General features: G+C 67.0%; 20 protein-coding genes and 1 pseudogene. 14 read left to right on the top strand and 7 right to left on the bottom strand.

What is annotated here, in order from left to right:
• From RWO33_RS11410 to RWO33_RS11395, 4 genes are all read right to left on the bottom strand, one after another.
• On the bottom strand, window positions 1-1,417 hold a 1,417-nt coding region (locus RWO33_RS11410; protein ID WP_314104921.1), incomplete at its 3' end, for a phospholipase D family protein.
• Complete coding sequence (locus RWO33_RS11405) at window positions 1,414-1,968, bottom strand: YceI family protein (protein WP_314104923.1); 555 nt, start codon at window positions 1,966-1,968, stop codon at window positions 1,414-1,416. The genes RWO33_RS11405 and RWO33_RS11410, both read right to left, overlap by 4 nt.
• A gap of 75 nt (window positions 1,969-2,043) precedes the next feature.
• Complete coding sequence (locus RWO33_RS11400) at window positions 2,044-2,520, bottom strand: histidine phosphatase family protein (protein WP_314104920.1); 477 nt, start codon at window positions 2,518-2,520, stop codon at window positions 2,044-2,046.
• Between the two features lie 16 nt (window positions 2,521-2,536).
• Window positions 2,537-3,166 (bottom strand): ParA family protein, encoded by a 630-nt coding sequence (locus RWO33_RS11395; RefSeq protein ID WP_314104919.1) that lies wholly within the window; start codon window positions 3,164-3,166, stop codon window positions 2,537-2,539.
• Window positions 3,167-3,296: 130 nt separating this feature from the next.
• Here RWO33_RS11395 and RWO33_RS11390 point away from each other — a divergent pair, with 130 nt between their 5' ends.
• A complete protein-coding gene (locus RWO33_RS11390) occupies window positions 3,297-4,781 on the top strand; it encodes an AAA family ATPase (RefSeq protein ID WP_314104918.1) in 1,485 nt (494 codons plus the stop codon).
• Window positions 4,782-4,802: 21 nt separating this feature from the next.
• Here the strand turns inward: RWO33_RS11390 and RWO33_RS11385 are convergent, their stop codons facing one another.
• Window positions 4,803-5,723, bottom strand: coding sequence for an AEC family transporter (locus tag RWO33_RS11385; RefSeq protein ID WP_314104917.1), 921 nt, complete (start codon window positions 5,721-5,723; stop codon window positions 4,803-4,805).
• A 73-nt stretch (window positions 5,724-5,796) separates the two neighbouring features.
• Window positions 5,797-6,435: a tetratricopeptide repeat protein gene (locus RWO33_RS11380; protein ID WP_145480674.1), complete on the bottom strand. Its 639-nt coding sequence runs from the start codon at window positions 6,433-6,435 to the stop codon at window positions 5,797-5,799.
• A gap of 161 nt (window positions 6,436-6,596) precedes the next feature.
• On the opposite strand from RWO33_RS11380, the gene RWO33_RS11375 reads away from it, so the two are divergent.
• The 5 genes from RWO33_RS11375 to RWO33_RS11355 all read left to right on the top strand — a co-directional run bounded on the left by RWO33_RS11375 (window position 6,597) and on the right by RWO33_RS11355 (window position 14,992).
• Window positions 6,597-10,295 (top strand): indolepyruvate ferredoxin oxidoreductase family protein, encoded by a 3,699-nt coding sequence (locus tag RWO33_RS11375; protein WP_314104916.1) that lies wholly within the window; start codon window positions 6,597-6,599, stop codon window positions 10,293-10,295.
• Window positions 10,296-10,538: 243 nt separating this feature from the next.
• On the top strand, window positions 10,539-11,015 hold the full coding sequence (locus RWO33_RS11370; RefSeq protein ID WP_314104915.1) for a helix-turn-helix transcriptional regulator: 477 nt from the start codon (window positions 10,539-10,541) through the stop codon (window positions 11,013-11,015).
• Window positions 11,012-12,289 (top strand): type II toxin-antitoxin system HipA family toxin, encoded by a 1,278-nt coding sequence (locus RWO33_RS11365; RefSeq protein WP_314104914.1) that lies wholly within the window; start codon window positions 11,012-11,014, stop codon window positions 12,287-12,289. Before RWO33_RS11370 ends, RWO33_RS11365 begins: the two co-directional genes overlap by 4 nt.
• A 136-nt stretch (window positions 12,290-12,425) precedes the next feature.
• Entirely contained in the window at window positions 12,426-13,343 is a 918-nt protein-coding gene (locus RWO33_RS11360) for a hypothetical protein (protein WP_314104913.1), read from the top strand.
• 17 nt (window positions 13,344-13,360) lie between these two features.
• Complete coding sequence (locus tag RWO33_RS11355) at window positions 13,361-14,992, top strand: DUF2235 domain-containing protein (protein ID WP_314104912.1); 1,632 nt, start codon at window positions 13,361-13,363, stop codon at window positions 14,990-14,992.
• A gap of 48 nt (window positions 14,993-15,040) precedes the next feature.
• On the opposite strand, the gene RWO33_RS11350 is transcribed toward RWO33_RS11355, so the two are convergent.
• On the bottom strand, window positions 15,041-15,658 hold the full coding sequence (locus RWO33_RS11350) for a DUF938 domain-containing protein (RefSeq protein ID WP_314104911.1): 618 nt from the start codon (window positions 15,656-15,658) through the stop codon (window positions 15,041-15,043).
• A 113-nt stretch (window positions 15,659-15,771) separates the two neighbouring features.
• On the opposite strand from RWO33_RS11350, the gene RWO33_RS11345 reads away from it, so the two are divergent.
• The 8 genes and pseudogenes from RWO33_RS11345 to RWO33_RS11310 form a co-directional block, all read left to right on the top strand.
• Window positions 15,772-17,400: a TldD/PmbA family protein gene (locus RWO33_RS11345; protein ID WP_314104910.1), complete on the top strand. Its 1,629-nt coding sequence runs from the start codon at window positions 15,772-15,774 to the stop codon at window positions 17,398-17,400.
• 130 nt (window positions 17,401-17,530) lie between these two features.
• Window positions 17,531-19,165 carry a TldD/PmbA family protein gene (locus RWO33_RS11340; protein ID WP_314104909.1) on the top strand — a complete coding sequence of 545 codons (1,635 nt, stop codon included), beginning with the start codon at window positions 17,531-17,533 and terminating at the stop codon, window positions 19,163-19,165.
• 21 nt (window positions 19,166-19,186) lie between these two features.
• Entirely contained in the window at window positions 19,187-20,521 is a 1,335-nt protein-coding gene (locus RWO33_RS11335; protein WP_145480660.1) for a TldD/PmbA family protein, read from the top strand.
• Between the two features lie 43 nt (window positions 20,522-20,564).
• Window positions 20,565-21,266 carry a DUF4159 domain-containing protein gene (locus tag RWO33_RS11330; protein WP_314104908.1) on the top strand — a complete coding sequence of 234 codons (702 nt, stop codon included), beginning with the start codon at window positions 20,565-20,567 and terminating at the stop codon, window positions 21,264-21,266.
• 65 nt (window positions 21,267-21,331) lie between these two features.
• A complete protein-coding gene (locus RWO33_RS11325; RefSeq protein WP_314104907.1) occupies window positions 21,332-22,318 on the top strand; it encodes a MoxR family ATPase in 987 nt (328 codons plus the stop codon).
• Window positions 22,319-22,325: 7 nt separating this feature from the next.
• Window positions 22,326-23,216 carry a DUF58 domain-containing protein gene (locus RWO33_RS11320; protein WP_314104906.1) on the top strand — a complete coding sequence of 297 codons (891 nt, stop codon included), beginning with the start codon at window positions 22,326-22,328 and terminating at the stop codon, window positions 23,214-23,216.
• A gap of 2 nt (window positions 23,217-23,218) precedes the next feature.
• Window positions 23,219-24,334: a BatA domain-containing protein gene (locus RWO33_RS11315; RefSeq protein WP_314104922.1), complete on the top strand. Its 1,116-nt coding sequence runs from the start codon at window positions 23,219-23,221 to the stop codon at window positions 24,332-24,334.
• Window positions 24,331-24,737: pseudogene (locus tag RWO33_RS11310) on the top strand (hypothetical protein); the annotation flags it as partial. The gene RWO33_RS11315 and the pseudogene RWO33_RS11310, both read left to right, overlap by 4 nt.

Here is a 24,737-nt window from a genome sequence, read left to right as displayed (position 1 = left end):
GGTTGTCGGCGTTGCGCCGATTGCTGCCCCGGCCGCCACTGCTTCGTGCGTTGCTGCCCGCCGCGCTGCCGCCCAGCAGGCCGCTGCCGCGGTCGCTGCTGCTCGGCGGGGTGCCCAGCGGCGCCGGCACCAGGTTGCGGTAGTCCACCGGCGCATCCAGCGGGAACGGCTTGTATTCGTAGATGTTGAAGCCCAGCTCGCGCATGTTGCGGCGCTTGTACTTGTAGGACAGCGCGTAGACGATCGGGTTGTCGGTCGCGGCCAGGCTGTTGGTGGACACCACCACGCGCGGCGGCTGTTCGCGTTTGCGCAATGCCTCGAACAGCTTGCGCGCCGGCTTGGACAGCACCAGGTACGGCGTCTGCAGCAGCACTTCGGTCTGCGCGCCGGCGATCAGCGAATCCAGTTGCGGTTCGGTGACGTGCTGGCCGGCCGCCGGCTGGCTTGCCGTTTCGCGGCGGTGCTTGCGCGGCAGGTCGGCCACGTAACGCACCGGGCCTACCCGGAAGGCGGTGTCGACGAACATGCGCTGGATGTAGGCCGGGTCCACGGCCTCGTCCAGCACCTGCTCGACCCGCTCGGGGCGGCGGTACACGGCCGGCGGCATGGTCGGTGCGCCCTGCTTGAGCAGGGTCCGCCCGACGTCGTTCAGGCGCTCGGCCGGCACGCTGCGCGGGGCCTTCCAGAAAGCTTCGAAGTTGGCGGCCATGCCCCGTGCCACCGGGCCGGCCACCACCACGTCGCGGTCGCGGAAGTTGTATTCGCTGTCCCAGTCGTAATAGTCGTCCTGGTAATTGCGTCCGCCGACCACGCCGAGCGCGTCGTCGATCACCAGCAGCTTGTTGTGCATGCGCTGGTTGAAGCGGCGGAAGCAGCACAGCACGCTGCCGGCGTAGTCGGCGTAGTTCAGCTTGGCCTTGCCGAAGGTCGGGTTGTAGACCCGCAACTCGAAATTCTGGTGGCTGCTGGCCAGCGCGCCCAGGATTTCCAGGTCGGAGATCGCCGAGAGCTGGTCGATCAGCACACGCACCTTGACCCCGCGCCGGGCCGCGGCCAGCAGCTCGTCCAGCACCAGCCGGGCGCTGTCGTCCTTGTCGAAGATGTAAGTCTGCAGGTCGATGCTGCGGGTGGCGCTGCGGATCAGGTTCAGCCGCGCCACCAGGGTGGTTTCGCCCTCGTCCAGGATGGTGGCGTAGTGCCGCGGGGCCCCCTGGGCGGATTCGCTGAAGGCCTGTCCGCCCAGCGCGCGCAGCGGTGAATCCAGGGCGCAGCGGTCCGGTTTGTCGCAATCCACCAGCTGCGAGCGCGCCTGCTGGGCAATGCCGGCCGCCCGGTCGCGCTGCGCGTTCGACAGCGACGCACAGCCGCTGCCAAGCAACAGCGTTGCCAGCAGCAACAGCCGCAGCAGGGGGTTCACGGTTTCGGCGCCTCGAGGAGGCGGGCACGCAATACGAAGGTCACTCGATCACTCAGGGCTAGCTGCCAGCTGTCCATTCCATACCGGCCACGCTGCACGGTACCGCGGCTGACTACGTCGCAATCATACCCGGCCCGGGGGCAGGCCGCCGGTTCCACCCTCAGGACTTCCGGGTGGGACACCCCGCGCAGGATCAGCTGGCCCTCGATCACGCCGCCCTGGTGGACCGGGTCGGGCCAGTAGGGCTTGGAGTCGAACTCGACCACCGGGTAGCGGTTGGCGTCGAAGAACTCCTCGCCACGCATCCAGGCGGTATAGCGGTCCTTGCCGGGAATCTCCACGTAGCGGCTGAACATGCGCAGATGGACCTGGTGGCGGCCGTCCTGCAGGACATCGACCCGGCCTTCAAAACGCGGGAACACGCCCTCGATCCGCTGGCCCAGGCGGGTGCGGATCTCGAAGCCGAAGTGGGACCGTGCCGCATCCACGTGCAGCACCTGCTGGGGCGGCTGGGCGGCCGCGGCCAGCGGATGGGTGGGAGCACTGGACATCGGCGGTTCGGCAAAGGCCGGGCCCGCCGCCAGCCCGAGCAGACAGCCCAGCAGGATGCGTACTGCTTTCACGGCTTACGGCCACCAGAATGCGGTCAGCTCGGCTACGCCCGGTTCGATGCTGCGTTCCTTCGGGAATTGCAGTACAGCGACCCCGCCCGGGGCCATGCCGCGGTAGTCCCCGGTCCTGCCGTCGGCCATCAACGCCACCAGCTGTTCCAGCCCGGGGTTGTGCCCGACCAGCATGAGCCGGTCCACGTCGCGATGGGCGTCGACCAGCTCGGCCAGCGTTCCCGGGGTGGCCTCGTAGACCCGGTCTTCCAGTTTCTGTTCCACGTAGCCGGTGATGCCCAGTACCGCTTCCAGCGTTTCGCGGGTACGTCGCGACGGCGAACTCACCACGCAGTCGGGCAGCAGATTGTTTTCTTTCAACCACTTGCCGGCGCGTTCGGCTTCGGCCAGCCCGATGGGTGACAGCGGGCGGTCGAGGTCGGCCTGACCGGTACTGGCCGGTTCGGCATGGGCGTGGCGCAACAGGATCAGTTCTCGCATGGGGTTCTCTTCTGGCTCAGGCTTTCTTCAACCACTGCAGCAGTGGCTCCCAGTCACTCTGGTGCTCGCGCACCTGCGCGGAGCGGTAATCGAACAGGCTTCGGCCCAGGCCGGTCATGACCACGTACCCCTGGGTGTCGCGCAGCCGCGCCACCACCGGGTAGGGCCATTCCTCGAGCATCTGCTCGGCCTGGCGTGAGGTCTGGGTCCACGGTTTGGTGCGGTTGAGCACCAGCCCAACCGGCAGCTTGCGCTTGTGCACCCTCGGCACCTTGGACAGGCTGTTGAGGAAGCCGACGATGGCTTCGATGTCCAGCGCCGACGGCAGCACCGGCACCACCACCGCGTCGGCGACGTCCAGGAAGCCCTCGAGCTCACCCGCGCGGGCCCCGGCCGGGGCATCGATGATCAGCACCTCGGTGTCGTCGGGCACCTTCTTCAGCGGGTTCCCGCCGCTGGCGTCGATGGGCAGTACCGCGCTTTCCAGCCCGGCGCGACGTTCGGCCCAGCGGGTGCTGGAGCCCTGCGGGTCGGCGTCGGCCAACACGGTCCGTTTGCCGGCCAGGGCGGCCTGCGCCGCCAGGTGGGTGGCAATGGTGGATTTGCCCACCCCACCCTTGGAACCGGCTACCAGGATCGTCTTCATGCCAGCCTCGCTTCCGGGGAACGAGTCCCGAGCGTACACCGCCGGTTGTGATGGAGATAGTCGCGCGGCTGAACCCCTGCACCGCCCGGTGCTTTGCTATCGTGCGCGATCCAAAGGAATGCATGCCGGCATGAGCGAGTTACAGGACCTGAGCGCGTTGATCCGCGCCAACACCCCGCTGATCGTGATCGAGACCCAGGATGAGGGTCGCATCGTGGACCTGTTCCGGCAGACCCTGATGCACGTGTGGCGGGCCCTGCACCGCTGGTCGATCACCGAGGGCCTGCGCCGGATCGACATGGACCGCGAGGATGACGCGGTGGGCCCACCCGACGCCAGTTCCGCGCTGCAGATGATCCGCCAGGCCGACCAGCGCGGTATCTACCTGCTGCTCGATTTCCACCCCTACCTGGGGTATGCCAGCCACCAGCGTGCGCTGCGCGACCTGATCCAGCGCCGCCACTGCGAGGCCCACGTGCTGGTGCTGGTGGGCGCCAAGGTGGAGTTGCCGGCCGAGCTGGAGGCCCTGGCCACCCGCTTCAACCCGCGCCTGCCCGACCCCAACGCCCTGCTGAAGATGCTGCGCGAGGAAGTGGCGGACTATGCGCGTGAGAACGGCGGCCGCCGCGTGGAAGTGGACAACGACGCGGTCAGGCAGATCCTGCACAACCTGCGTGGCCTGAGCCTGGTCGATGCGCGCCGGATCGCCCGCCAGCTGGTGTTCGCCGACGGCGCGATCAGCCAGGACGACCTGCCGCAGCTGGCCAGGCTGAAGTTCGAGCTGCTCAACCGTGCCGGGCACCTGCATTACGAATACGACACCACCCGTTTCTCGGACGTGGCCGGGGCCAACCGGCTCAAGCGCTGGGTCAACCAGCGCCGCGCGGTGTTCCTGGGCGGCCAGGGCCCGGCCGGGCTGGACCCGCCCAAGGGCATGCTGGTGCTGGGCGTGCAGGGCTGCGGCAAGTCGATGCTGGCCAAGGCCACTGCCGCCGGCTTCGGGGTGCCGCTGCTGCGCCTGGACTTCGGCAGCCTGTACGACAAGTTCCACGGGGAAACCGAGAAGAACCTGCGCGACGCGCTGGCGTCGGCCGAGCAGCTGGCGCCGTGCGTGCTGTGGATCGACGAAATCGAGAAAGGCCTGGCCAGCGGGGGCGAGGACGGCGGGGTGTCGCGGCGGGTGCTGGGGCACCTGCTGACCTGGCTGGCCGAGCGCAAAGGCATGGTGTTCATCGTGGCCACCGCCAACCAGGTGCATGAGCTGCCGGCCGAGCTGCTGCGCAAGGGTCGCTTCGACGAAATCTTCTTCGTTGACCTGCCCGACCCCAATACCCGGGTGGAACTGCTGCGCCTGCACCTGGGCCGGCGCCAGCTCAACGCTGACGACTTCGCGCTGTCCGCGCTGGCTGCGGCCAGCGAGGGTTTCTCGGGCGCGGAGATCGAACAGGCGGTGGTGGCCGGGCTGTACGCGGCGCATGCCGAGCAGCGCACGCTGGACACCGACCTGCTGATGGCCGAGATCCGCGGCAGTCGACCGTTGTCGGTGCTGATGTCCGAGCAGGTGACCGCGCTGCGCGAGTGGGCGCGGGGCCGTACGGTAAGCGCGGACGAATGACGCGCGACCGGGCAGGACCGGTCAGGAACTCGCGATGCGATCCAGCACCCATACCCACGCCGGCAGCGTCGCCAGCGACAGCAGGATGCCGTACCCCACCATCGCCGCCGCCAGCCGCGGAGCCAACCGGTGCGAGATCGCCAGCGCGGCGGCGGTGATCATGCTCGGCATCGCCGATTCCAGCACGTTGACCTGCAGCATCTGCCCCTGCAGCCCGAACGCCCACGCGATCGGCAGCGCCAGCGCCGGCATCACCACCAGCTTGAGCAGCAGGCCGACGCCCAGCGGCGTGAGCTCGTCACGCGACAGCCGCAGGCGGATCGACAACCCCACCGCCAGCATCACCAGCGGCAGCATCGCGTCGGCCAGCTGCTTCAGGCCGGCGCCGATCCACGCCGGCGGCTGCACCGGCATCAGCGTCAGCGCGAACAGCAGCGCCCACAGCGGCGGAAACCCGGCGATGCGTTTCAGGACCTGGGGTGCGCTGGGTGGCGTGTCGCCGCTGTAGCGCGCGATCACGTACAGCCCGAACGTGGACAACAGCACGAAGGTGCCGAACTGGTCGTACACCACCGCGTACGGCAACGCGTGGTCGCCGAGCAGCGCGCGCACCATCGGGTAGCCGATGAAACTGGAATTGGCCAGCGCCACGCAGATCAGCAGGACTGCATGCACGTCGCGGGCGAAGCCGAACACGCGCGTGGCCAGCCCCACCAGCACCAGGGTGGCGACCATCAACAGCCAGGGCGTGAGCATCAGCCCGACCAGGCTGGTGTCCAGCTGCAGGCGTGGCACGTAGGTCAGCACGGCCGCCGGCAGGCACACCAGCAGCACCACGCGGTTGAGCACTTCGGCACTGCTGTCGGGCAACGCGCGCAGGCGCGAGAACAGCATGCCCAGGCCGAGCATGGTGAGGATCAGGGCGAATGCATCGAAGGCCATCGCAGCAGCCTAGCCGAACCCGGCGCGGCACCGGCCTCGACCATGGTCGAAGCCGACGCGGGCACTCAACGCATCACGGCCAGGCCGGGGGTTGCGCCGCCCACGCCTGCTGTACTTCGGCCAGGCTGGCGCGCTCGCTGTCGCGCCAGGTCGGCAGCAGCTGCGCGTACGCCGTGCTGGTGCTCCAGCGCTGCGGTTCGGTGCGCACGGCTGCGGCATACCACTTCACCGCCTCGTCCTTGCGACCGAGCGTCCACAACGCCAACGCATAGGTCGGCGGCACCCAGGACGCATTGCCACGCAGGCCCTGCTGGGCGCTGTGCCACTGGGCCAGCGCCGCTTCGGCATCGCCCTGGCGGAACAGGTCCCAGCCATGGTTCCAGCGCACCATGCGCCCCGCCGTCGTAGTAAGCGATGTGTTCTTTTCAGCATCGGCATACAACTCGCGGCCCAGCTCCGGACGCCCCTGCGCGTAGGCCACGCTGGCCAGCTGCACGGTAGCGTCGAGCGCCTTGCGGCCGCGTTCGCGCTGCTTCATCAGCTGGTCGACCAGGTCCGCGCTGTCGGCAGACACGACCACCGGCGCGACCGCCGCCACGTCGTCGTCGAAATAGAACTCCTGCAACGTCGGCAGCGATTGCGCCGACACCCCGAACACCGTCATCCCCGCCGCCAGCACCATGCCGGTCAGCCTGTTTCTTCCCACTGCCATAAAAACTCCCCCAGGTTGTCACACAACCTCCCGTCCCGATCCTAACCCCAGCACGGCCCTGGATGCGAGTCCTGAAGGGTGGAAATTGCCCGACTGTTACAATCCCACCCCTTCCGGCCGCCCTTCGCAGCGGCCCTGCCAGCCGTCAGCACGGGCCAGCCATGACCAGTACCGCCGAACTCACCTCGCCTTCGTCCGCCAACCTGCCGGCCCCGCCGCTGGACGACAGCTACACGCTGGACCACAAGTACACCCGTACCGATGGCCGCATTTACCTGAGCGGGGTGCAGGCGCTGGTGCGCCTGCCGCTGATGCAGCAGCTGCGCGACCAGGCTGCCGGGCTGGACACCGCCGGCTTCATCAGCGGGTACCGCGGCAGCCCGCTCGGCGGTTTCGACCTGGAGCTGTGGCGGGCACGCACGCACCTGGAGGCGGCCCGGGTCAAGTTCACCCCTGGCCTCAATGAAGACCTGGGCGCGACCATGGTCTGGGGCACGCAGCAGACCAACCTGTTCCCGGGCGCTAAGGTCCAGGGCGTGTACGGCATGTGGTACGGCAAGGGCCCGGGCGTGGACCGCTGCGGCGATGTGTTCAAGCATGCCAACGCCGCCGGCACCTCGGTGCACGGCGGGGTACTGGCGCTGGCGGCCGACGACCACGCCTGCCGCAGTTCGACCCTGCCGCACGGCAGCGAGGATGAGTTCGTCAGCGCGATGATGCCGGTGCTGAACCCGGCCGGCGTGCAGGACATCCTGGACATGGGCCTGCTCGGCTGGGCGATGAGCCGCTATACCGGGCGCTGGATCGGCTTCAAGACCATCGCCGAGACGGTGGAGTCGTCCGCATCGGTGCAGGTGGATCCGTTCGCGCGCCGCATCGTGCTGCCCGAGGACTTCGAGATGCCTGCCGGCGGCCTCAACATCCGCTGGCCCGACCCGCCGCTGGACCAGGAAATGCGCCTGCACCGCTATGCGGTCAAGGCCGCGCAGGCGTTCGCGCGCGCCAACGGCATCGACCGGGTGGTGATGGATTCGCCGCGTGCGCGGCTGGGCATCGTCACCACCGGCAAGAGCTACCTGGACGTGCTGCAGGCGCTGGAGTACCTGGGCCTGGACGAACGCGCCTGCGCCGACATCGGCATCCGCGTGTACAAGGTCGGCATGACCTGGCCGCTGGAACCGGAAGGCATCGCGCGTTTCGCGCAGGGCCTGGAAGACATCGTGGTGGTGGAGGAGAAGCGCGCCTTCATCGAGCGCCAGATGAAGGAGCAGTTCTTCAACTGGCCGTCCAGCTGGGGCCAGCGCCCGTCCATCGTCGGCAAGTACGACGAAGCGGGCCAGTGGATCCTGCCGTCCACCAACGAACTCACCCCGGCCACCATCGCCGGGGTGATCGGACGCCGCATCCAGAAGTTCTTCAGCAACGAATCGATCGAACAGCGCCTGCGCTGGATGGACGCCAAGGAAGCCGAGCTTGCGCTGCCGCGCGCCAGCTTCCCGCGCGTGCCGCATTACTGCTCCGGCTGCCCGCACAACACCTCCACCCGGGTGCCGGAAGGCTCGCGTGCGCTGGGCGGCATCGGCTGCCATTACATGGTCACCTGGATGGACCGCAGCACCGACACCTTCACCCACATGGGCGGCGAAGGCGTGACCTGGGCCGGGCAGGCCGCGTTCACCGATACCGAGCACGTGTTCCAGAACCTGGGCGACGGCACCTATTTCCACAGCGGTTCGCTGGCGATCCGCCAGGCGATCGCCGCCGGGGTCAACATCACCTACAAGATCCTCTACAACGACGCGGTGGCGATGACCGGCGGCCAGCCGGTGGACGGCACCCTGACCGTGCCGCAGATCGCCCACCAGATGCGCGCCGAGGGCGTGCAGACGATCGTGCTGGTGAGCGACGAGATCGGCAAGTGGAACAAGCGCGAGCTGTTCCCCGAAGGCGTGGAATTCCACGACCGCGCCGAGCTGGATGCGGTGCAGAAGCAGCTGCGCGAGGTGAAGGGCACCAGCATCCTGATCTACGAACAGACCTGCGCCACCGAGAAGCGCCGCCGCCGCAAGCGCGGCAAGCTGGTCGACCCGCCCAAGCGCGTGGTGGTCAATTCGCTGGTCTGCGAGGGGTGTGGCGACTGCGGGCAGAAGAGCTTCTGCGTGTCGGTACTGCCGAAGGAAACCGAGTTCGGGCGCAAGCGGGACATCGACCAGTCCAATTGCAACAAGGACTATTCGTGCACCACCGGCTTCTGCCCCAGCTTCGTCACCGTGCACGGCGGCAAGCCGCGCAAGGGCGCGCGCAGCGACCGCAGCGACCTGCTGCAGAACCTGCCGGCGCCGACCTTCCGCACCGCGCTGGAGCAGCCCTGGAACATCCTGATCACCGGCGTCGGTGGCACCGGCGTGGTGACCATCGGTGCACTGCTGGGCATGGCCGGACACCTGGAAGGCAAGGGTGCCAGCGTGCTCGACCAGACCGGCCTGGCCCAGAAGGGCGGCGCGGTCACCACCCATATCCGCATCGCACGCACGCCGGAAGACATCCACGCGGTGCGCATCGCTGCCGGCGAAGCCGACCTGGTGCTCGGCTGCGACATGGTGGTGGTCAACGACTACTGGGCGCTGTCGAAGGTCCGCGCCGAGCGCTCGCAGGTGGTGCTCAATACCTATGAAGCCATGCCGGGCACCTTCACCACGCGCCCGGACATGCAGTTCCCCGCCGCCGACATCATCGCCGGCATCCGCGTGGCGCTGGGCGGGCGCGAGCCGCTGCTGCTGGACGCCACCCAGCTGGCGACCGCGCTGCTCGGCGATGCGATCGCGTCCAACCTGTTCATCCTGGGCTATGCCTGGCAGCAGGGCCTGGTGCCGATCTCGTTCGAGGCGCTGATGCGCGCGGTAGAGCTCAACGGCGCGGCGGTGCAGATGAACCAGCAGGCGTTCGCCTGGGGCCGTCTGGCCGCGGTGGACCCGCAGGCGGTGCAGCAGGCCGCCGGCCTGGTCCGCAACGGCCATACCGATGCCGAGCGCACCCCGGGCCCGCTGCACGACCTGCCGCCGGGCGAGTGGGAGGGCAACGAATGGGGCGCCACCGCCGCGCCGCGCGAGACCGGCGACGAGCGCGAACTGCGTGGCCTGCCCGGGCATGGCGGCGGTGGCGAGGTGGCGTTCCTGCCGCTGGACGACGAACGCCTGTCGCGTTCGCTGGACGAGCTGGTGGAGCGCCGCGTGCGCTTCCTCACCGACTATCAGGATGCAGCGTATGCCGCGCGCTACCGCGCGCTGGTCGACCGCGTGCGCGGGGTGGAATGGGACAAGGCCGGCAGCACCGCGCTGACCGAGACCGTGGCGCGCTATTACTTCAAGCTGATGGCCTACAAGGACGAGTACGAAGTGGCGCGCCTGTACACCAGCGGCGAATTCCAGCGCCGGCTGCAGCAGCAGTTCGAGGGCGACTTCGAAGTGCGCTTCCACCTCGCCCCGCCGCTGTTTGCGAAGAAGGACGAACAGGGCCGGCTGATCAAGCAGGAATACGGGCCGTGGATGCTCAGGGCGTTCGGCCTGCTGGCGAAGTTGAAGTTCCTGCGCGGTGGCACGTTCGACATCTTCGGGCGTACCGAGGAGCGCCGGGGCGAGCGCCAGCTGATCGCCGATTACGAGCAGACCGTGGCGTTGCTGCTGGAAGGGCTGAGCGACGACCGCGTGGCGCTGGCGGTGGAGATTGCCAGCATCCCCGAGCACATCCGCGGCTATGGGCATGTAAAGGAAGCGCACCTGCACAAGGCCAAGGCACGTGAAGCGGTGCTGCTGGCGCAGTGGCGCAACCCGAAGGCGCTGCATATCGTGCAGGTGGCGTAAGGACACGCCATGCGTGGCCGGACGGTAGGAAAGGCAACGCATGCATGGCGTATGCGGAAGGCAAGCCATGGGTTGCCTCATGCCGCCCATACATTGATTTTCGAGTCACCGAACGCCGACATCCATCCGGTGTCGCCGTTCGGTTACTTTTCGCTGAATGTAAGCGATCGACTGCATGACGATGGGGGCTATCAATGAAATGGCCTGCCCCGATTCATATGTAAGCGTTCGCATACACTTGCAATGATGTGTTCGCTCGCTTACATTTTCGACATGGCTATTTTCAAGACCCCGGAAGATGTCGGCAATATCATCCGTCAGCGTCGCAAGGCACTGGGATGGGACCAAGCACGCCTGGCCGCCGAATCCGGCGTCAGCCGCCAATGGGTCGTGGATATCGAGAAGGGCAAGCCGCGTGCAGAGCTGCAGCTGGTGTTGCGGGTAATGAACGTGCTCGGCCTGAGGCTGGCAGCCGCAGATCCGCAGACGGAGGCCGCCCGCATTGCCATCCCGGCAGCGGGGCTGGACGACATCCTTGACCGCCACCGCGCGGTTCCTGCGGCATCACAACAACAGAAAGAGCCGCATCGCCTGCCGCTGTCGTATGCCCAGATCCTGGAACGTGCACGCGCTGCCACCGGCCACACGAGCACGGTGGAACCACTGCGCGTGCATGAAACGCCGCAGTCGTACGCCAGCAGGCATCTGAAACCCAAATGAGCCTTCACGTTCTGATGCAAGGTGTACCCATGGGTACGTTGCGTCAGGATGCGCACGGCAACCCGCATTTCACGTACACCCCAGAATGGCAGGGCGCGGACGGCGCTTTCCCGCTGTCGCTGTGCCTGCCGCTCACCGCAGCCACCCACGCGCCTGGCACCGTAGCGGCGGTGGCGTGGGGACTGCTGCCCGACAACGACAACACGCTCCAAGGCTGGGCGTCTCGTTTCCACGTATCACCACGCAATCCGGTTTCCCTGCTTGCACACGTGGGCGAAGACTGCGCAGGCGCTGTCCAGTTCGTCGCATCCGAGCGCGTTGAAGCGGTCATCGCAGGCGAGGCCGACGGCATCGAACCCTTGAGCGATGCGCAGGTCGCCGCGCGCCTTTCGCAGGTGCGGCGCGACGTCGGCAGTGGTCGCTGGCTTGGCGACATTGGCCAGTTCAGTCTCGCCGGCGCGCAGGCCAAGATTGCATTGCTGAAAACGGCGGACGGCTGGGCGGTGCCCAGCGGACGTATTCCCACAACGCACATCCTCAAGCCACCCGGCAGTGACTACAACGGCTTCGTCGAGAACGAGATGTTCTGCCTGCGCCTTGCCCGCGCGATGGGCATGCCGGCAGCGTTCTCCGAGAAGATCGAGATGGACGGAGAATCCGCCATCTGCGTGGAACGCTATGACCGCAAGCTTACCGCTGACGGATGGATCCGCATCCACCAGGAGGACTTCTGCCAGGCGCTTGGCGTCATGCCGCAGATCAAGTACCAGAACCAGGGCGGACCGGGCGCCGCTGACCTTGCAGATGTCCTGTGGCAGCACGCCAGCCATCCGAAAGAAGACGTGGCGATGCTGTTCCGGGCCTTGGTGTTCAACTATCTGATTGGCGGTACCGATGCACACGCCAAGAACTACTCGCTGCTTCTGGATAGCGAACAGGTGCGCCTGGCGCCGCTTTACGACATCTCCAGCGCACTCCCCTACCCGCAGCTGCAGAAGCGGAAGATAAAGCTCGCCATGAAAGTCGGCAGCCACTATCGCTGGTGGGACATCACGCTGCGCGATTGGCAGGCTACCGCCACCGCCATGCGCCTGGCCCCGGCCGTTGCGATGGAGATGCTGGCCAGCATGGCGCTCGAACTTCCCCGCGTGGCCGAGGAGCAGCGCCTGCAGTTGGAAGACGTGGCCATCCAACACCCCGTTCTGGAAACGCTGGTCCAGGAGATCGCCTCCAGCTGCCAGCGCTGCCTGGCCAAATTTTCCACGGAAGCCTGATCGCCCGGCCCGCCACGCGCAGAGGCCCATCGACCGGCAATGCCAGCCGATCGAGGTCGAATGCGTCAGCCAGTAACACCGGCGGCCGCAGGCTCGTCTATGATCGGGCGACGACAGGGATGATCGGAGGCGGGCGATGGACGACGACAGGAAACTGCGCGGGCACCGGGTCCTGAAGCTTCAGGACGCCTTACACGACGCCCAGCTGCTCCGCGACGTGGCAATCATCAACACACAGACGAAAGAAGAACTCGGGGCACTGCCACCGGGTGGTTTAGCGATCCTGCGCAAACGCAGGCCGCTTCCGCTGTTGCCAGACGCACCGATGCCCGCTGGCCGCGATGATGAGGAAAGTGCGATGCCGAATATTCCGATGCAGGTTGCCGCCGTCGCCAGCCTGGCGCTGGCCGCCTGCGCCACGCCCGGGGCGGCCACGCCCACGGACACACAGATGCAGGAGAACGTGCCGGTGTCGTCAGTCCGCTATACCTATCCTGAGACGCCAGTACTGACCAGCGGTGAATTGGTACCCGAAGGTGATCCTGCCATCTCGGCGAAGATGAACTACAAGCCGGTGGAATGGCCGCTGCGGTTTGACAAGCATAGCTTCGAGCCGCGCTGTTATGACACGCTCGAGTGCCAAGTTGTTTACGCCGGATTCGCCTTTGGCCGCGACAAGCCCACTAAGTCTTCAGCTTCCTACGGCGACGATTACCTCAAGGGATGGAACGGGAGCTACGGTGCTATTCCCAACTTTGTTGCCCCAGCAAAGGTTACCTGGAGGTCGAAGGACGGAACTTTGCACGAAGCCGAGATTGATATCGGGGCCATCTTCAAAGACGAACTGGTTCGCCACTTCGTTCCACGTGAAGAGGCCGCTGACCTTCCAGATGGAAAGAACGAAAGTGTTCCTTCCATCCTTCTGGAGGTCAATGACCGCACCATTAGCTTGTACATGAAGGCGTCGATTCCAACGAAGCATCTTCAGGATCCTGGGAATCGCTACAGCACCTCGCGCCGTGATCTTGTGCTGGTGAGAACGTATACCTATTGAGCAAAAGGAGAATTGCCATGGGCAAGGCTGGCTCCAGCGCGGGCGTTCGGCCCGCTAGCGCAGATGACCTTCGGATGGAACTAGATTTGCGGCAGCAGATGCAGCAGCTGTCGGTGCCGATGCTTCAACGAGACGACAATGCGAACGAGTATGTGTTCTTCGCCTTCTTGGATGGAACGGGTCAGGATGTCAGGAATCCCAAGCTGGGTCCGAGCACGACTGTGGGGGAGTTGTATGACCAAGCATTCGAACTCTCGAAGGATCCACAGAGTCGGATCGGTACGCATTATGCTGCGGGCATCGGCACTCAACAAAACGCAGTGAGCCGTGCTCTTGACGGCATGCTTGCAAGTACTTGGGAGGATGGCATAACACGCTCGTACCGCGAGCTCGCCGAGCAGGTGAGTACTTGGAAGGCTACCAATCCTGATGCCGAAATCCGCGTTGTTGGCATTGGCTACAGCCGTGGCGCGGTACAGACGGCTGGTCTGCTCCGGTTGATCGATGAGTACGGCATCGTTCCTGAAGAAGGCCTCGGGTTTGGCCATGACAAGAACGGCAACATCAGCGTCATCAGCCGATTGCCACCGCTGGTGCTGCCAGGCCAGACCGCACAGGCCACCCTGCTGCTGGACCCGGTGGCGACCAACATGCCCGCCAACTTCGACGCCCGCCTGCCACCGAGCGTGATCTCGCGCGTGGCGATCATGGCCGCCCATGAGCAGCGCGAGCTGTTTCCGCACCAGGCCATCAACGATCCCGGGATGACGCCGGATGGGCGCGCTATCAACGTCGCCGCGCCCGGTGGCCATTCCAACGTGGGCGGGGGGAACCGCGATGCAGGCCTGGAGATCCTGACCGGCAACGCTGCCATCGACTATCTGAACACGTTGCGAGACCAGCCGCTGTTCGAGAAGCGCGCCGTGCCGATGGACCTGGACACGATGACGCTGTACCAGGCCGGCGGCGCGACCGCGCTGTACGGGTTGAAGATCGACCGCGATGGCGAGCGCAATCTGCGCGAGGCACTGGCCAACTGCAAGGTCGTCGATCCGTGCAACGATTCCGAGCCGATCGACCAGGCGCTGGCGGCGCGGTTCGAGCACCGTTCCATCCAGCCCGATCCCGCGGAACAGGCGCAGCTTCAGGCCCTGGTGGAGCTGGCCACGCAGCGCGAGCACCGGACGACGCCAGACGACCCCGGTCACGCGCAGAACCCAACGCTGACCCGCATCCGGGAAGGCGTTCAGACCGCCGAGGACAGGGGGCAGGTCAGCTTCGCGGACGGGCGGGAACGGGAGCAGTTATGCCGCTCGGCGCTGGCCTGCACGATGGACAACCGGGAAACGCGCCAGGCGTTGTACCCCGGCAGCATCACCGGACCGCTGCAAGGGAGCGAGATCTCCCGCGTCGATGACGTTGTGTTTGGATCGAAGGGCTACGCCTTTCTTGTCCAGCACGGCAGCGGACCGCATGACCAGCAGCGGGTGCCGTTTGACATCGAACTGGCCAAGCAGACGCCGGTAGCGGTGTCGGACCAGAAACTGGACGCCGCCGCCATTGAGATCGAGCAGCAGCAGGCGTTCCAGTTGCAGCACGCCGTCCCGCAGCAGGCCCAGGAGCCTGCGCTTGGTGGATTCGCGCGGTAACTGGCGTAGGGACACGCCACGCGTGTCCGCGGCGACCCGACCTGCCGGTCACCGCCGCCAGACACGCAGCCGGTTGTTGGCCGGCATCGCCACATCGTCAACCAGCCGCAAGCCCTGCGCTGCGGCCAGCGCATCCACCGCCTCCGCATCCCGGATGCCCGACGCCGGGTCCCGCGCCTTCAGCCAACCATCAAATTCCCGGTTGCTTTCGCTGCTGTAGTTGCCGTTGTAATTGAATGGGCCATATACGCACAGCAGGGCATCGTCGGCCATCACCGCCGGCAGCCCGGCGAAGAATGCCTGCACGTGCGGCCAGCTCATGATGTGCAGGGTGTTGGCGCTGAACACCGCATCGAAGCCCAGCGGGGTCTCCGGCAGTGGGGCCAGGCCAGGCACTGGCGCAAGCACCGCCTGCAGCGGCCACGGCGCGGGTGCATTGGGCAGCCCCGCCGCGGCCAGGCGCTCGGCGATGCCCGGCAGGTAGTCCGGATGGTCGCTGGCCTGCCACAGCAGGTGCGGCAGCTGGGCGGCGAAGTATTCGGCATGCTGGCCGGTGCCACTGCCTATCTCCAGCACGCGGTGGCGGCTCTGCAGATGTAGGCGCAGCACGGCCAGGATCGGGTGGCGGTTGCGCTCGCAGGCCTCGGACCAGCGTTGTTGGCTCATGACGTCTGGAAATGTCGGATCAGCGCACATCGAACCATGACCGCAGTCACTTGTGCCAGCACCGGGTCGCAAACGACAGTCGAAGGCTGATCGTTCCCGGGGAATCGAACGCTGTGCAACGCCGTGAGTTTTTGACGCTGTCTGGCATGGGCCTGGCGGGCCTGATGGTGCCGCACGCCCGCCTGATCGCCGCCGAGCAGCTGCTCGAGCCGGCCAACGCGGTCCGCAACAAGGCACTGGCCGAGGCCGCACTGGCTGCCGCCAAGCGTGCCGGGGCCAGTTACTGCGACGTGCGCATCGGCCGCTACCTCAACCAGGCGGTGATCACCCGGGAAGCGCGGGTGCAGAATGTCACCAACAGCGAGTCCTCGGGCATCGGCATTCGGGTCATCGTCAACGGCGCCTGGGGCTTTGCCGCCACGCACCAGCAGACCCCGGCCGCGATCCTGGCTGCCGTGGAGCAGGCTGCGGCCATCGCCCGCGCCAATGCCGGCATCCAGACCCGTCCGGTCCAGCTGGCGCCGGTCAAGGGGGTGGGCGATGTGAGCTGGAAGACGCCGATCCGCAAGAACGCCATGGCGGTGCCGATCAAGGACAAGGTCGACCTGCTGCTGAGCCTGAATGCGGCGGCGACCAATGCCGGCGCCGACTTCATCAACTCCACCCTGTTCCTGGTCAACGAGCAGAAATACTTCGCCTCCAGCGACGGCTCGTTCATCGACCAGGATGTGCACCGGATCTGGCTGCCGTTCACCGCCACCGCCATCGACAAGAGCACCGGCAAGTTCCGCACCCGCGCCGGGCTGTCCTCGCCGATGGGCATGGGCTACGAATTCCTGGATGGCGAGGCCAGCGGCAAGATCCAGCTGCCCGGCGGGATCACCGCCTACCGTGACTCGTATGATCCCGTGGAGGACGCCATCGCCGCCGCGCGCCACGCCCGCGAAAAGCTCAAGGCGCCGTCGGTCAAGCCCGGCAAGTACGACCTGGTGCTGGACCCGTCCAACCTGTTCCTGACCATCCACGAGAACGTGGGCCACCCGCTGGAGCTGGACCGCGTGCTCGGCTACGAGGCCAACTACGCCGGCACCAGCTTCGCCACCCTGGACAAGCGCGACGCCGGCTACCGCTGGGGCAGCGAGCGGGTCAACTTCTTCGCCGACAAGACCGCACCGGGCAGCCTGGGCGCGGTGGGCTACGACGACGAAGGGGTCAAGACCAAGCGCTGGGACCTGGTCAAGGACGGCATCCTGGTCAACTACCAGGCCACCCGCGATGAAGTGCACCTGCTGGGCGAAACCGAATCGCACGGCTGCAGCTACGCCGATTCCTGGTCCAGCGTGCAGTTCCAGCGTATGGCCAACGTGTCGCTGGCGCCGGGCAAGACCCCGCTGAGCGTGGCCGACATGATCAAGGACGTGGAGAACGGCATCTACATCCACGGCCGCGGCTCGTACTCCATCGACCAGCAGCGCTTCAACGCGCAGTTTGGCGGCCAGCTCTACTACCAGATCAAGGACGGGCAGATCGCCGGCATGGTCGAAGACGCGGCCTACCAGATCCGTACCCCGGAATTCTGGAACGCCTGCAGCGCGATCTGCGATGAACGCGATTTCCGCTTCGGCGGCTCGTTCTTCGACGGCAAGGGCCAGCCCGGCCAGGTGTCGGCGGTGTCGCACGGCTCGTCCACCACCCGCTTCGACGGCATCAACATCATCAACACCGCACGCAGCCTGGGCTGAAAGGCCCGGCCACCGTGCCAAACGTCACTACCGTTGGACCGCCGCGCCCGCAAGAATCGATCCACCGCTGTTGCCGTACCGCTGATCCCGCCTTGTTCCTGCCACCCCCACACCGACGTGGAGAGCTGCCTTGCAAAGACGTGACTTCCTTGCCCTGACCGGGCTTACTGCTGGCGGCCTGATCGCGCCGTCGTTCTTCGGCAAGGCGATCGCCGCCGAGCAGCTGCAGACCACGCTGGATCCGGCGCTGAAGAAGCGCCTGGCCGACGCCGCCCTTGCCGCGGCCCGCCAGGGTGGCGCCACTTACTCCGATGTGCGCATCGGCCGTTACCTGCGCCAGTTCGTGATCACCCGCGAAGACAAGGTGCAGAACGTGGTGAACACCGAGTCCACCGGCGTGGGCATCCGCGTGATCGTCAATGGCGCCTGGGGCTTTGCCGCCACCAACCAGCTCAACCCGACCGACGTGGCGCGCGCTGCCCAGCAGGCGGTGGCCATCGCCAAGGCCAATGCCGGCGTGCAGACCGCCAAGGTGCAGCTGGCCGCGGCGCCCGGCGTGGGCGAGGTGAGCTGGAAGACGCCGATCCGCAAAAACGCGATGGAAGTGCCGATCAAGGAAAAGGTCGATCTGCTGCTGGACGTCAATGCCGCCGCCATGGGCGCCGGTGCCAGCTTCGTCAACTCCATGCTGTTCCTGGTCAACGAACAGAAGTACTTCGCCTCCACCGATGGTTCCTACATCGACCAGGACGTGCACCGCATCTGGGCGCCGATGACGGTCACCGCCATCGACAAGGCCAGCGGCAAGTTCCGCACCCGCGAAGGCCTGTCCGCGCCGATGGGCATGGGCTACGAGTACCTGGACGGCGCTGCGGCGGGCAAGGTGCTCACCCCCAACGGCGTAGTCAACTACGGGTCTTCCTATGACATGAAGGAAGACGCCATCGCGGCGGCCAAGCAGGCGCAGGAAAAGCTGAAGGCGCCGTCGGTGAAGCCGGGCAAGTACGACCTGGTGCTGGACCCGTCGCACACCTGGCTGACCATCCACGAATCGGTCGGCCATCCGCTGGAACTGGACCGCGTGCTCGGCTACGAAGCCAACTACGCCGGCACCAGCTTCGCTACCCTGGACAAGCGCGAGCAGCGCTTCCAGTACGGCAGCGACCTGGTCGACATCTTCGCCGACAAGACCCAGCCGGGCAGCCTCGGCGCGGTGGCGTACGACGATGAAGGCGTCAAGACCAAGCGCTGGGACCTGATCAGCAAGGGCAAGCTGGTGGATTACCAGACCATCCGCGACCAGGCCCACATCCTGGGCAAGACCGAGTCGGACGGCTGCTGCTATGCCGATTCCTGGTCCAGCGTGCAGTTCCAGCGCATGGCCAATGTGTCGATGGCACCGGGCAAGACCCCGCTGAGCGTGTCCGACCTGATCAAGGACGTCGAGAACGGCATCTACATCATCGGCGACGGTTCGTTCTCGATCGACCAGCAGCGTTACAACGCGCAGTTCGGCGGCCAGCTGTTCTACGAAATCAAGAACGGCCAGATCACCCGCATGCTCGAGGACGTGGCGTACCAGATCCGTACCCCGGAGTTCTGGAACGCCTGCAGCGCCGTGGCCGACGAACGCGACTACCGCCTCGGCGGCTCGTTCTTCGACGGCAAGGGCCAGCCGGGCCAGGTCTCGGCGGTCTCGCACGGTTCGTCCACCGCGCGCTTCAACGGCATCAACGTCATCAACACCGCGCGCAGCCTCGGCTGACCGGTCAGGAGCCCTTATTCCATGAGTATCTTCACCGAAGCGCAGGCCAAGGCCATCCTCGACAAGGTCATCGCGCTGTCCAAGGCCGATGAGACCACCGCCGTGCTGGCCGGCTCGATCAACGGCAACATCCGTTTCGCGCTCAACAACGTGTCCACCAGCGGCATCGTGGACAACACCGAACTGGCCGTCACCGTGTCCTTCGGCAAGCGCACCGGCACCGCGTCGATCAACGAATTCGACGATGCCGCGCTGGAACGCGTGGTCCGCCGCGCCGAAGACCTGGCCCGTCTGGCCCCGGAGAACCCGGAGTTCATGCCGGCCATCGGCAAGCAGACCTACACCGCCAGCCCGACCTTCAGCGAATCCACCGCCGCCATCGATCCGGCGTTCCGCGCCAAGGTCGCCGCCGATTCGATCGCGCCGTGCCGTGGCAACGGCCTGATCGCCGCCGGCTTCCTCGAGGACGGCCAGGGCTTCTCCGCCACGGCCAACAGCAAGGGCAACTTCGGCTACCAGCGCACCACCAACTTCGATTACACCTGCACCGTGCGCACCGAAGACGGCCGTGGTTCGGGCTGGGTCGGCCGCAACCTCAAGGACGCCGCCGCCTTCAAGGCCGACCAGGACGTGCGCATCGCGATGCGCAAAGCGACCGAGTCGTCCGAAGCCAAGGCCTTGGAACCGGGCAAGTACACGGTGATCCTGGAACCGGCCGCCGCCGCCGGCCTGATCAGCTTCATGATGAACTTCTTCGACGCGCGCTCGGCCGATGAAGGCCGCAGCTTCCTGTCCAAGAAGGGGGGCGGCAACAAGCTGGGCGAGCAGGTCTACGACCCGCGCGTGAACATGTACGCCGACCCGTGGCACCCGGAGGCGCCGGTGCTGCCGTGGGACCAGCAGGGCCTGCCGCGCAACAAGCTGGCCATCATCGAGAACGGCAAGGTCGCCAACCTGGACTATTCGCGCTTCTGGGCGCAGAAGCAGGGCAAGACCGCCAACGCCAGCCCGGGCAACCTGCTGATGAGCGGTGGTGACAAGAGCACGGCCGATCTCGTGCGCGGCACCCAGAAGGGCATCCTGGTCACCCGCACCTGGTACATCCGCATGGTCGACCCGCAGACCGTGCTGCTCACCGGCCTGACCCGCGACGGCACGTTCTACATCGAAAACGGCCAGATCAAGTACCCGGTGAAGAACTTCCGCTTCAACGAGTCGCCGGTGATCATGCTCAACAACATCGAAGAACTGGGCAAGCCGGTGCGCGTGGCCGGTGACGAATCCAGCTTCGTGATGATGATCCCGCCGATGAAGCTGCGCGATTTCACCTTCACTTCGCTGTCCGACGCGGTCTGATGGAAGGTGGTATCCGCGGACGCTGTGGGGCCCGCGCGCGGCGATGAACCGCGCGCAGTTCCTGCGGCTGATGCTCGGCGGCGCCGCCCTGGCGGCCCTGCCCTCGTTCGCCCGCGCGCAGGCCGGGCGTTACGACTTCTGGTTCACCCGCCTCAAGTACGACTCGGGCGACTGGGACGTGGACGCGCGCATGCCGTCCAACCTGATCACCTCGCTGATCGATTACACCACGCTGCGGGTCGATCCGACCGAACATGTGGTGGCGCTGTCTGATCCACGCATGCTGGAAGCACCGTTCTGTTACCTGGCCGGGCACAAGCTGGTGGAGTTCAACGCCGCCGAGCGGCAGAACTTCGTGCGCTACGTGCGCAACGGCGGTTTCGTGTTCGTGGATGACTGCAACCACGACATCGACGGGCTGTTCGCCAAGTCGTTCGAAGCGCAGATGGCCAGGCTGTTCGGGCCGGCCGCGCTGAAGAAGCTGCCCAACACGCATGCGCTGTATCGAAGCTTTTTCAAGTTCCCGGACGGGCCACCGGCCACCGGCTTCGAGCTCAACGGCTGGGGCGATGACCTCGTGCACGATTATCTGAAGGGGATCGAGGTCGATGGTCGGCTGGGCGTGCTTTACAGCAACAAGGATTACGGTTGCGAGTGGGATTACGACTGGCGCAACAAGCGCTTCCTGGCCGAGGACAACACCCGGTTCGGGGTGAACATCGTGATGTATGCGTTGAATAACTGATTCTCTTTGTTTTTCCGTGCAGCCACGCAGGGCGTGGCTCTACGCCCTCTTCCTGCGAGCGTGCCATGCAAAACGACAGCCCCATTGACGCCCTTCTTTCCAAGCTTCAGCCCCTGCGCGATGCGCTGGGCACGGCGGTGGTCGGCCAGCATGCGGTGGTGGAGCAGCTGCTGATCGGCCTGCTGGCCGGCGGCCATGTGCTGCTGGAAGGCGCGCCGGGCCTGGGCAAGACCCTGCTGGTGCGTTCGCTGGGGCATGCGCTGGAGCTGCAGTTCCGGCGCGTGCAGTTCACGCCCGACCTGATGCCGAGCGACATCCTGGGCACCGAACTGCTCGAGGAAGACCACGGCACCGGCCACCGCCATTTCCGCTTCCAGCAGGGCCCGATCTTCACCCACCTGCTGCTGGCGGACGAGCTCAACCGTACGCCGCCCAAGACCCAGGCCGCGCTGCTGGAAGCCATGCAGGAGCGTACCGTCAGCTACGCCGGTACCACTTACCCGCTGCCGGCGCCGTTCTTCGTGCTGGCCACCCAGAACCCGATCGAACAGGCCGGCACCTACCCGCTGCCCGAGGCGCAGCTGGACCGGTTCCTGCTGCACGTGCGGGTGGATTACCCCACCGAACAGGAAGAGCGCGACATCCTGGTACAGACCACCGGCAGCAATGCCGGCGCGGTGCCGAAGGTGATGCACGCCGACGATGTGCTGGCGCTGCAGGCAGCCGTGCGCCAGGTGCATGTCAGCGATGACGTACTGACCTGGATCACCCGCCTGGTCCGCGCCAGCCGTCCGGGTGCCGGTGCGCCGGATGCAGTCAACCACTGGATCAAGTGGGGCGCCGGTCCCCGCGCCGGACAGTCGCTGGTGCTGGCCGCCAAGGCGCGCGCGCTGCTGCAGGGTCGCTTCGCCGCCACCCGCGAGGACGTGCAGGCGCTGATCGCGCCGGTGATGCGCCATCGCCTGCTGCTCTCGTTCGCCGCCGAAGCCGAGCAGAAGGGCGCCGACGATGTGATCGCCGCACTGCTGCAGGCCGTGCCCTTCCCCGCCTGAGCCCGCCGTGAGCCCGAACGCCCCGATCGCCATTCCTGCCGATGTCCGCAGCCGCCTGAAGGCGCTGCGGCTGTTGCCACGGCGTGCGATCGGTGCGCAGGGCATCGGCCAGCATGCCAGCCGCAGCCGCGGCGCCGGGCTGGAGTTCGCGCAGTACCGTGCCTACGAGCCAGGCGACGAGCTGCGCCAGATCGACTGGAAGCTGTACGCGCGGTCGGACCGCTTCTTCGTGCGCGAATCCGAACGCGAAAGCCCGGTGACGATCTGGACGCTGGTCGATGCAACGGCGTCCGCGCGCCAGCACGACCTTGCACAACCAGGGCGTTCGCGGCTGGACCATATCTGCGCCACCGCGGCCTGTATCGTGGAATTGGCCTTGCAGCAGGGCGACCGCTTCGGCCTGGTAGCCATCACCGGCGAAGGCGTGCAGCTGGTTCCCGCCGGCAGCGGCGCGCGCCAGCGCGACCGCATCCACCTGCTGCTGCACCGCTTGCGCGCCAGCGGTGCGTGGCCGGCGGCGGAGGCGCTGCGCCCGGTCTGGGAGCGGGTGCAGGCCAACGACATGCTGCTGGCGCTCGGCGATGGCTTCGACGAAGCCGGCACGGTATTGCTGGAACGGCTGGCCGCTGCCCGCCGTGACGTGGTGCAGCTGCAGGTCCTGACCGCCGACGAGCGCGATTTTCCGTTCCAGGACGGCCACCGTTTCCGTGACCCGGAAACCGGCGAGGAACTGCTGGGCGATGGCCGCGCCATCCGCGATGACTACCTGGCTCGTTTCGCCGAGGCGCAGCGCGTGCTGCAGGCCCGGCTGCAGCGCGGCGGCGTGGCCCATGTGGTGACCCATACCGACCAGCCACTGGATGCACCGCTGCGGATGCTGGCCGGGGACGCGCGATGAGCCTGTCGCTGCTGTTCCCGCTGGGCCTGCTGGCGCTGGCGTCGCTGCTGGTGCCGTTGCTGATCCACCTGGCCCGCCGTCATCACTACGCACCGCTGGAGTTCGCGGCGCTGCGCTGGCTGCGCGCCAAGGCGCGCCCCCGCCAGCGGGTCCGTTTCGATGAGTGGCCGCTGCTGCTGGTGCGGCTATTGCTGCTGGCCGCGCTGGCGCTGCTGCTGGCCAGGCCGTTGCTGCATGGCGCGCCGGTGCAGACGCCGCCGTGGGTAGTGGTGGCGCCGGGGGTGAGCGTTCCGGCGCTGCCGGCGGGCAGCGAAGGGCACTGGCTGGCACCCGGCTTCCCGCCGCTGCAGGACGCGCCACCCAACGCCACGCAGCCGCTGGCCAGCCTGCTGCGCGAGCTTGACCAGACGCTGCCGGCCGGCACCGCGTTGACGGTCTATGTTCCCGATCCGATGCCAGGGCTCGACGGCGAGCGGCCGCGGTTGTCGCGTGCGGTGCAATGGCGACCGGTCGCTGCCCCGGTTGACCCGGCCGTGCAGGTCAGCGCGCCGCAGCTGCGCGTGGCCGGTGCTGACCAGGATGCGTCGGCACTGCGCGTTCTCGATGCCGTGCAGCGCGCATGGAGTGGGCGGCCGCTGGCGGCACCGCTCGCCGCCGGGGCGGTACCCGAAGAAGGGCAGATCGGCGTGTGGCTGGCCGATGCACCGCTCCCGCCCATCTGGCACGACTGGGTCGCGGCCGGTGGACGGGTGTTGACCCGTTCCACCAAGGTGGCGCAGGGCGATGGCACGGCAGTGCTACGCGATGCCAGCGGCCAGACTGCCCTGGTGCGGCATGCACTCGGCCGCGGCCACGTGTTGCGCTTCACTGCGCCGCTGTCGCCCGATGCGCTGCCGATGCTGCGCGACCCATCGTTCCCGCGCCGCCTGCTCGAGCAGCTGCAGCCGCTGTCGCCGCCGCAGCTGGCACCGGCGGCGTCGCAGCGACCGTTGACCGGGGCCAGCGCCCCCGTGCAGCAACCCCGGGATCTGGCCAACTGGCTGCTGGTCCTGGTCGTGCTGCTGTTTGCGCTGGAACGCTGGATGGCCACCGCAAGGCGACGCGGAGCGGGGGCATGAACCGAGTGCACGCGGCATGGCAGCGCGCGCGGCGCAGGCAGTGGTGGATCACCGCGCTGCTGCTGGTGCCGCCTGCAGTGGCGCTCACCGCGGTCGCGGCACGCCTGGCCGGCATCAACATCGCGTCGGTGGTGCTGCTGGCCACCCTGCTTGTCGTCGCGGGCACCGCGACGTGGCGCGCGCGGCGGCTGGATCGTCAGTGGCTGGTGCGCCGGCTGGATACCCACCCCATCGTGCAGGACAGCGCCGACCTGCTGTTCGCCGATACAACCGCGCTCAATCCGCTGCAGCAGCGGCAGCACGCGCGCATCCGTGAAGCGCTGCAGGCGTCGCCACCTGATCTGCGCGCCGCCTGGCCCGCACGCTGGCTCGCCGCGTCGTGGTGTGGCGGGCTGTTGGCGGC

This window comes from uncultured Stenotrophomonas sp. (assembly GCF_963519925.1).
Taxonomy (GTDB): Bacteria; Pseudomonadota; Gammaproteobacteria; order Xanthomonadales; family Xanthomonadaceae; genus Stenotrophomonas; species Stenotrophomonas maltophilia_AE.
This window is presented reverse-complemented; position numbering and strand designations above follow the sequence as displayed.

Coding starts and splice junctions, on each gene's coding strand:
- RWO33_RS11390 (WP_314104918.1), top strand. CDS start 3,297: ATGAGCGAGTTACAGGACCTGAGCGCGTTGATCCGCGCCAACACCCCG.
- RWO33_RS11405 (WP_314104923.1), bottom strand. CDS start 1,968: ATGTCCAGTGCTCCCACCCATCCGCTGGCCGCGGCCGCCCAGCCGCCC.
- RWO33_RS11335 (WP_145480660.1), top strand. CDS start 19,187: ATGAGTATCTTCACCGAAGCGCAGGCCAAGGCCATCCTCGACAAGGTC.
- RWO33_RS11355 (WP_314104912.1), top strand. CDS start 13,361: ATGGGCAAGGCTGGCTCCAGCGCGGGCGTTCGGCCCGCTAGCGCAGAT.
- RWO33_RS11385 (WP_314104917.1), bottom strand. CDS start 5,723: ATGGCCTTCGATGCATTCGCCCTGATCCTCACCATGCTCGGCCTGGGC.
- RWO33_RS11400 (WP_314104920.1), bottom strand. CDS start 2,520: ATGCGAGAACTGATCCTGTTGCGCCACGCCCATGCCGAACCGGCCAGT.
- RWO33_RS11380 (WP_145480674.1), bottom strand. CDS start 6,435: ATGGCAGTGGGAAGAAACAGGCTGACCGGCATGGTGCTGGCGGCGGGG.
- RWO33_RS11330 (WP_314104908.1), top strand. CDS start 20,565: ATGAACCGCGCGCAGTTCCTGCGGCTGATGCTCGGCGGCGCCGCCCTG.
- RWO33_RS11360 (WP_314104913.1), top strand. CDS start 12,426: ATGGACGACGACAGGAAACTGCGCGGGCACCGGGTCCTGAAGCTTCAG.
- RWO33_RS11375 (WP_314104916.1), top strand. CDS start 6,597: ATGACCAGTACCGCCGAACTCACCTCGCCTTCGTCCGCCAACCTGCCG.
- RWO33_RS11350 (WP_314104911.1), bottom strand. CDS start 15,658: ATGAGCCAACAACGCTGGTCCGAGGCCTGCGAGCGCAACCGCCACCCG.
- RWO33_RS11370 (WP_314104915.1), top strand. CDS start 10,539: ATGATGTGTTCGCTCGCTTACATTTTCGACATGGCTATTTTCAAGACC.
- RWO33_RS11325 (WP_314104907.1), top strand. CDS start 21,332: ATGCAAAACGACAGCCCCATTGACGCCCTTCTTTCCAAGCTTCAGCCC.
- RWO33_RS11395 (WP_314104919.1), bottom strand. CDS start 3,166: ATGAAGACGATCCTGGTAGCCGGTTCCAAGGGTGGGGTGGGCAAATCC.
- RWO33_RS11365 (WP_314104914.1), top strand. CDS start 11,012: ATGAGCCTTCACGTTCTGATGCAAGGTGTACCCATGGGTACGTTGCGT.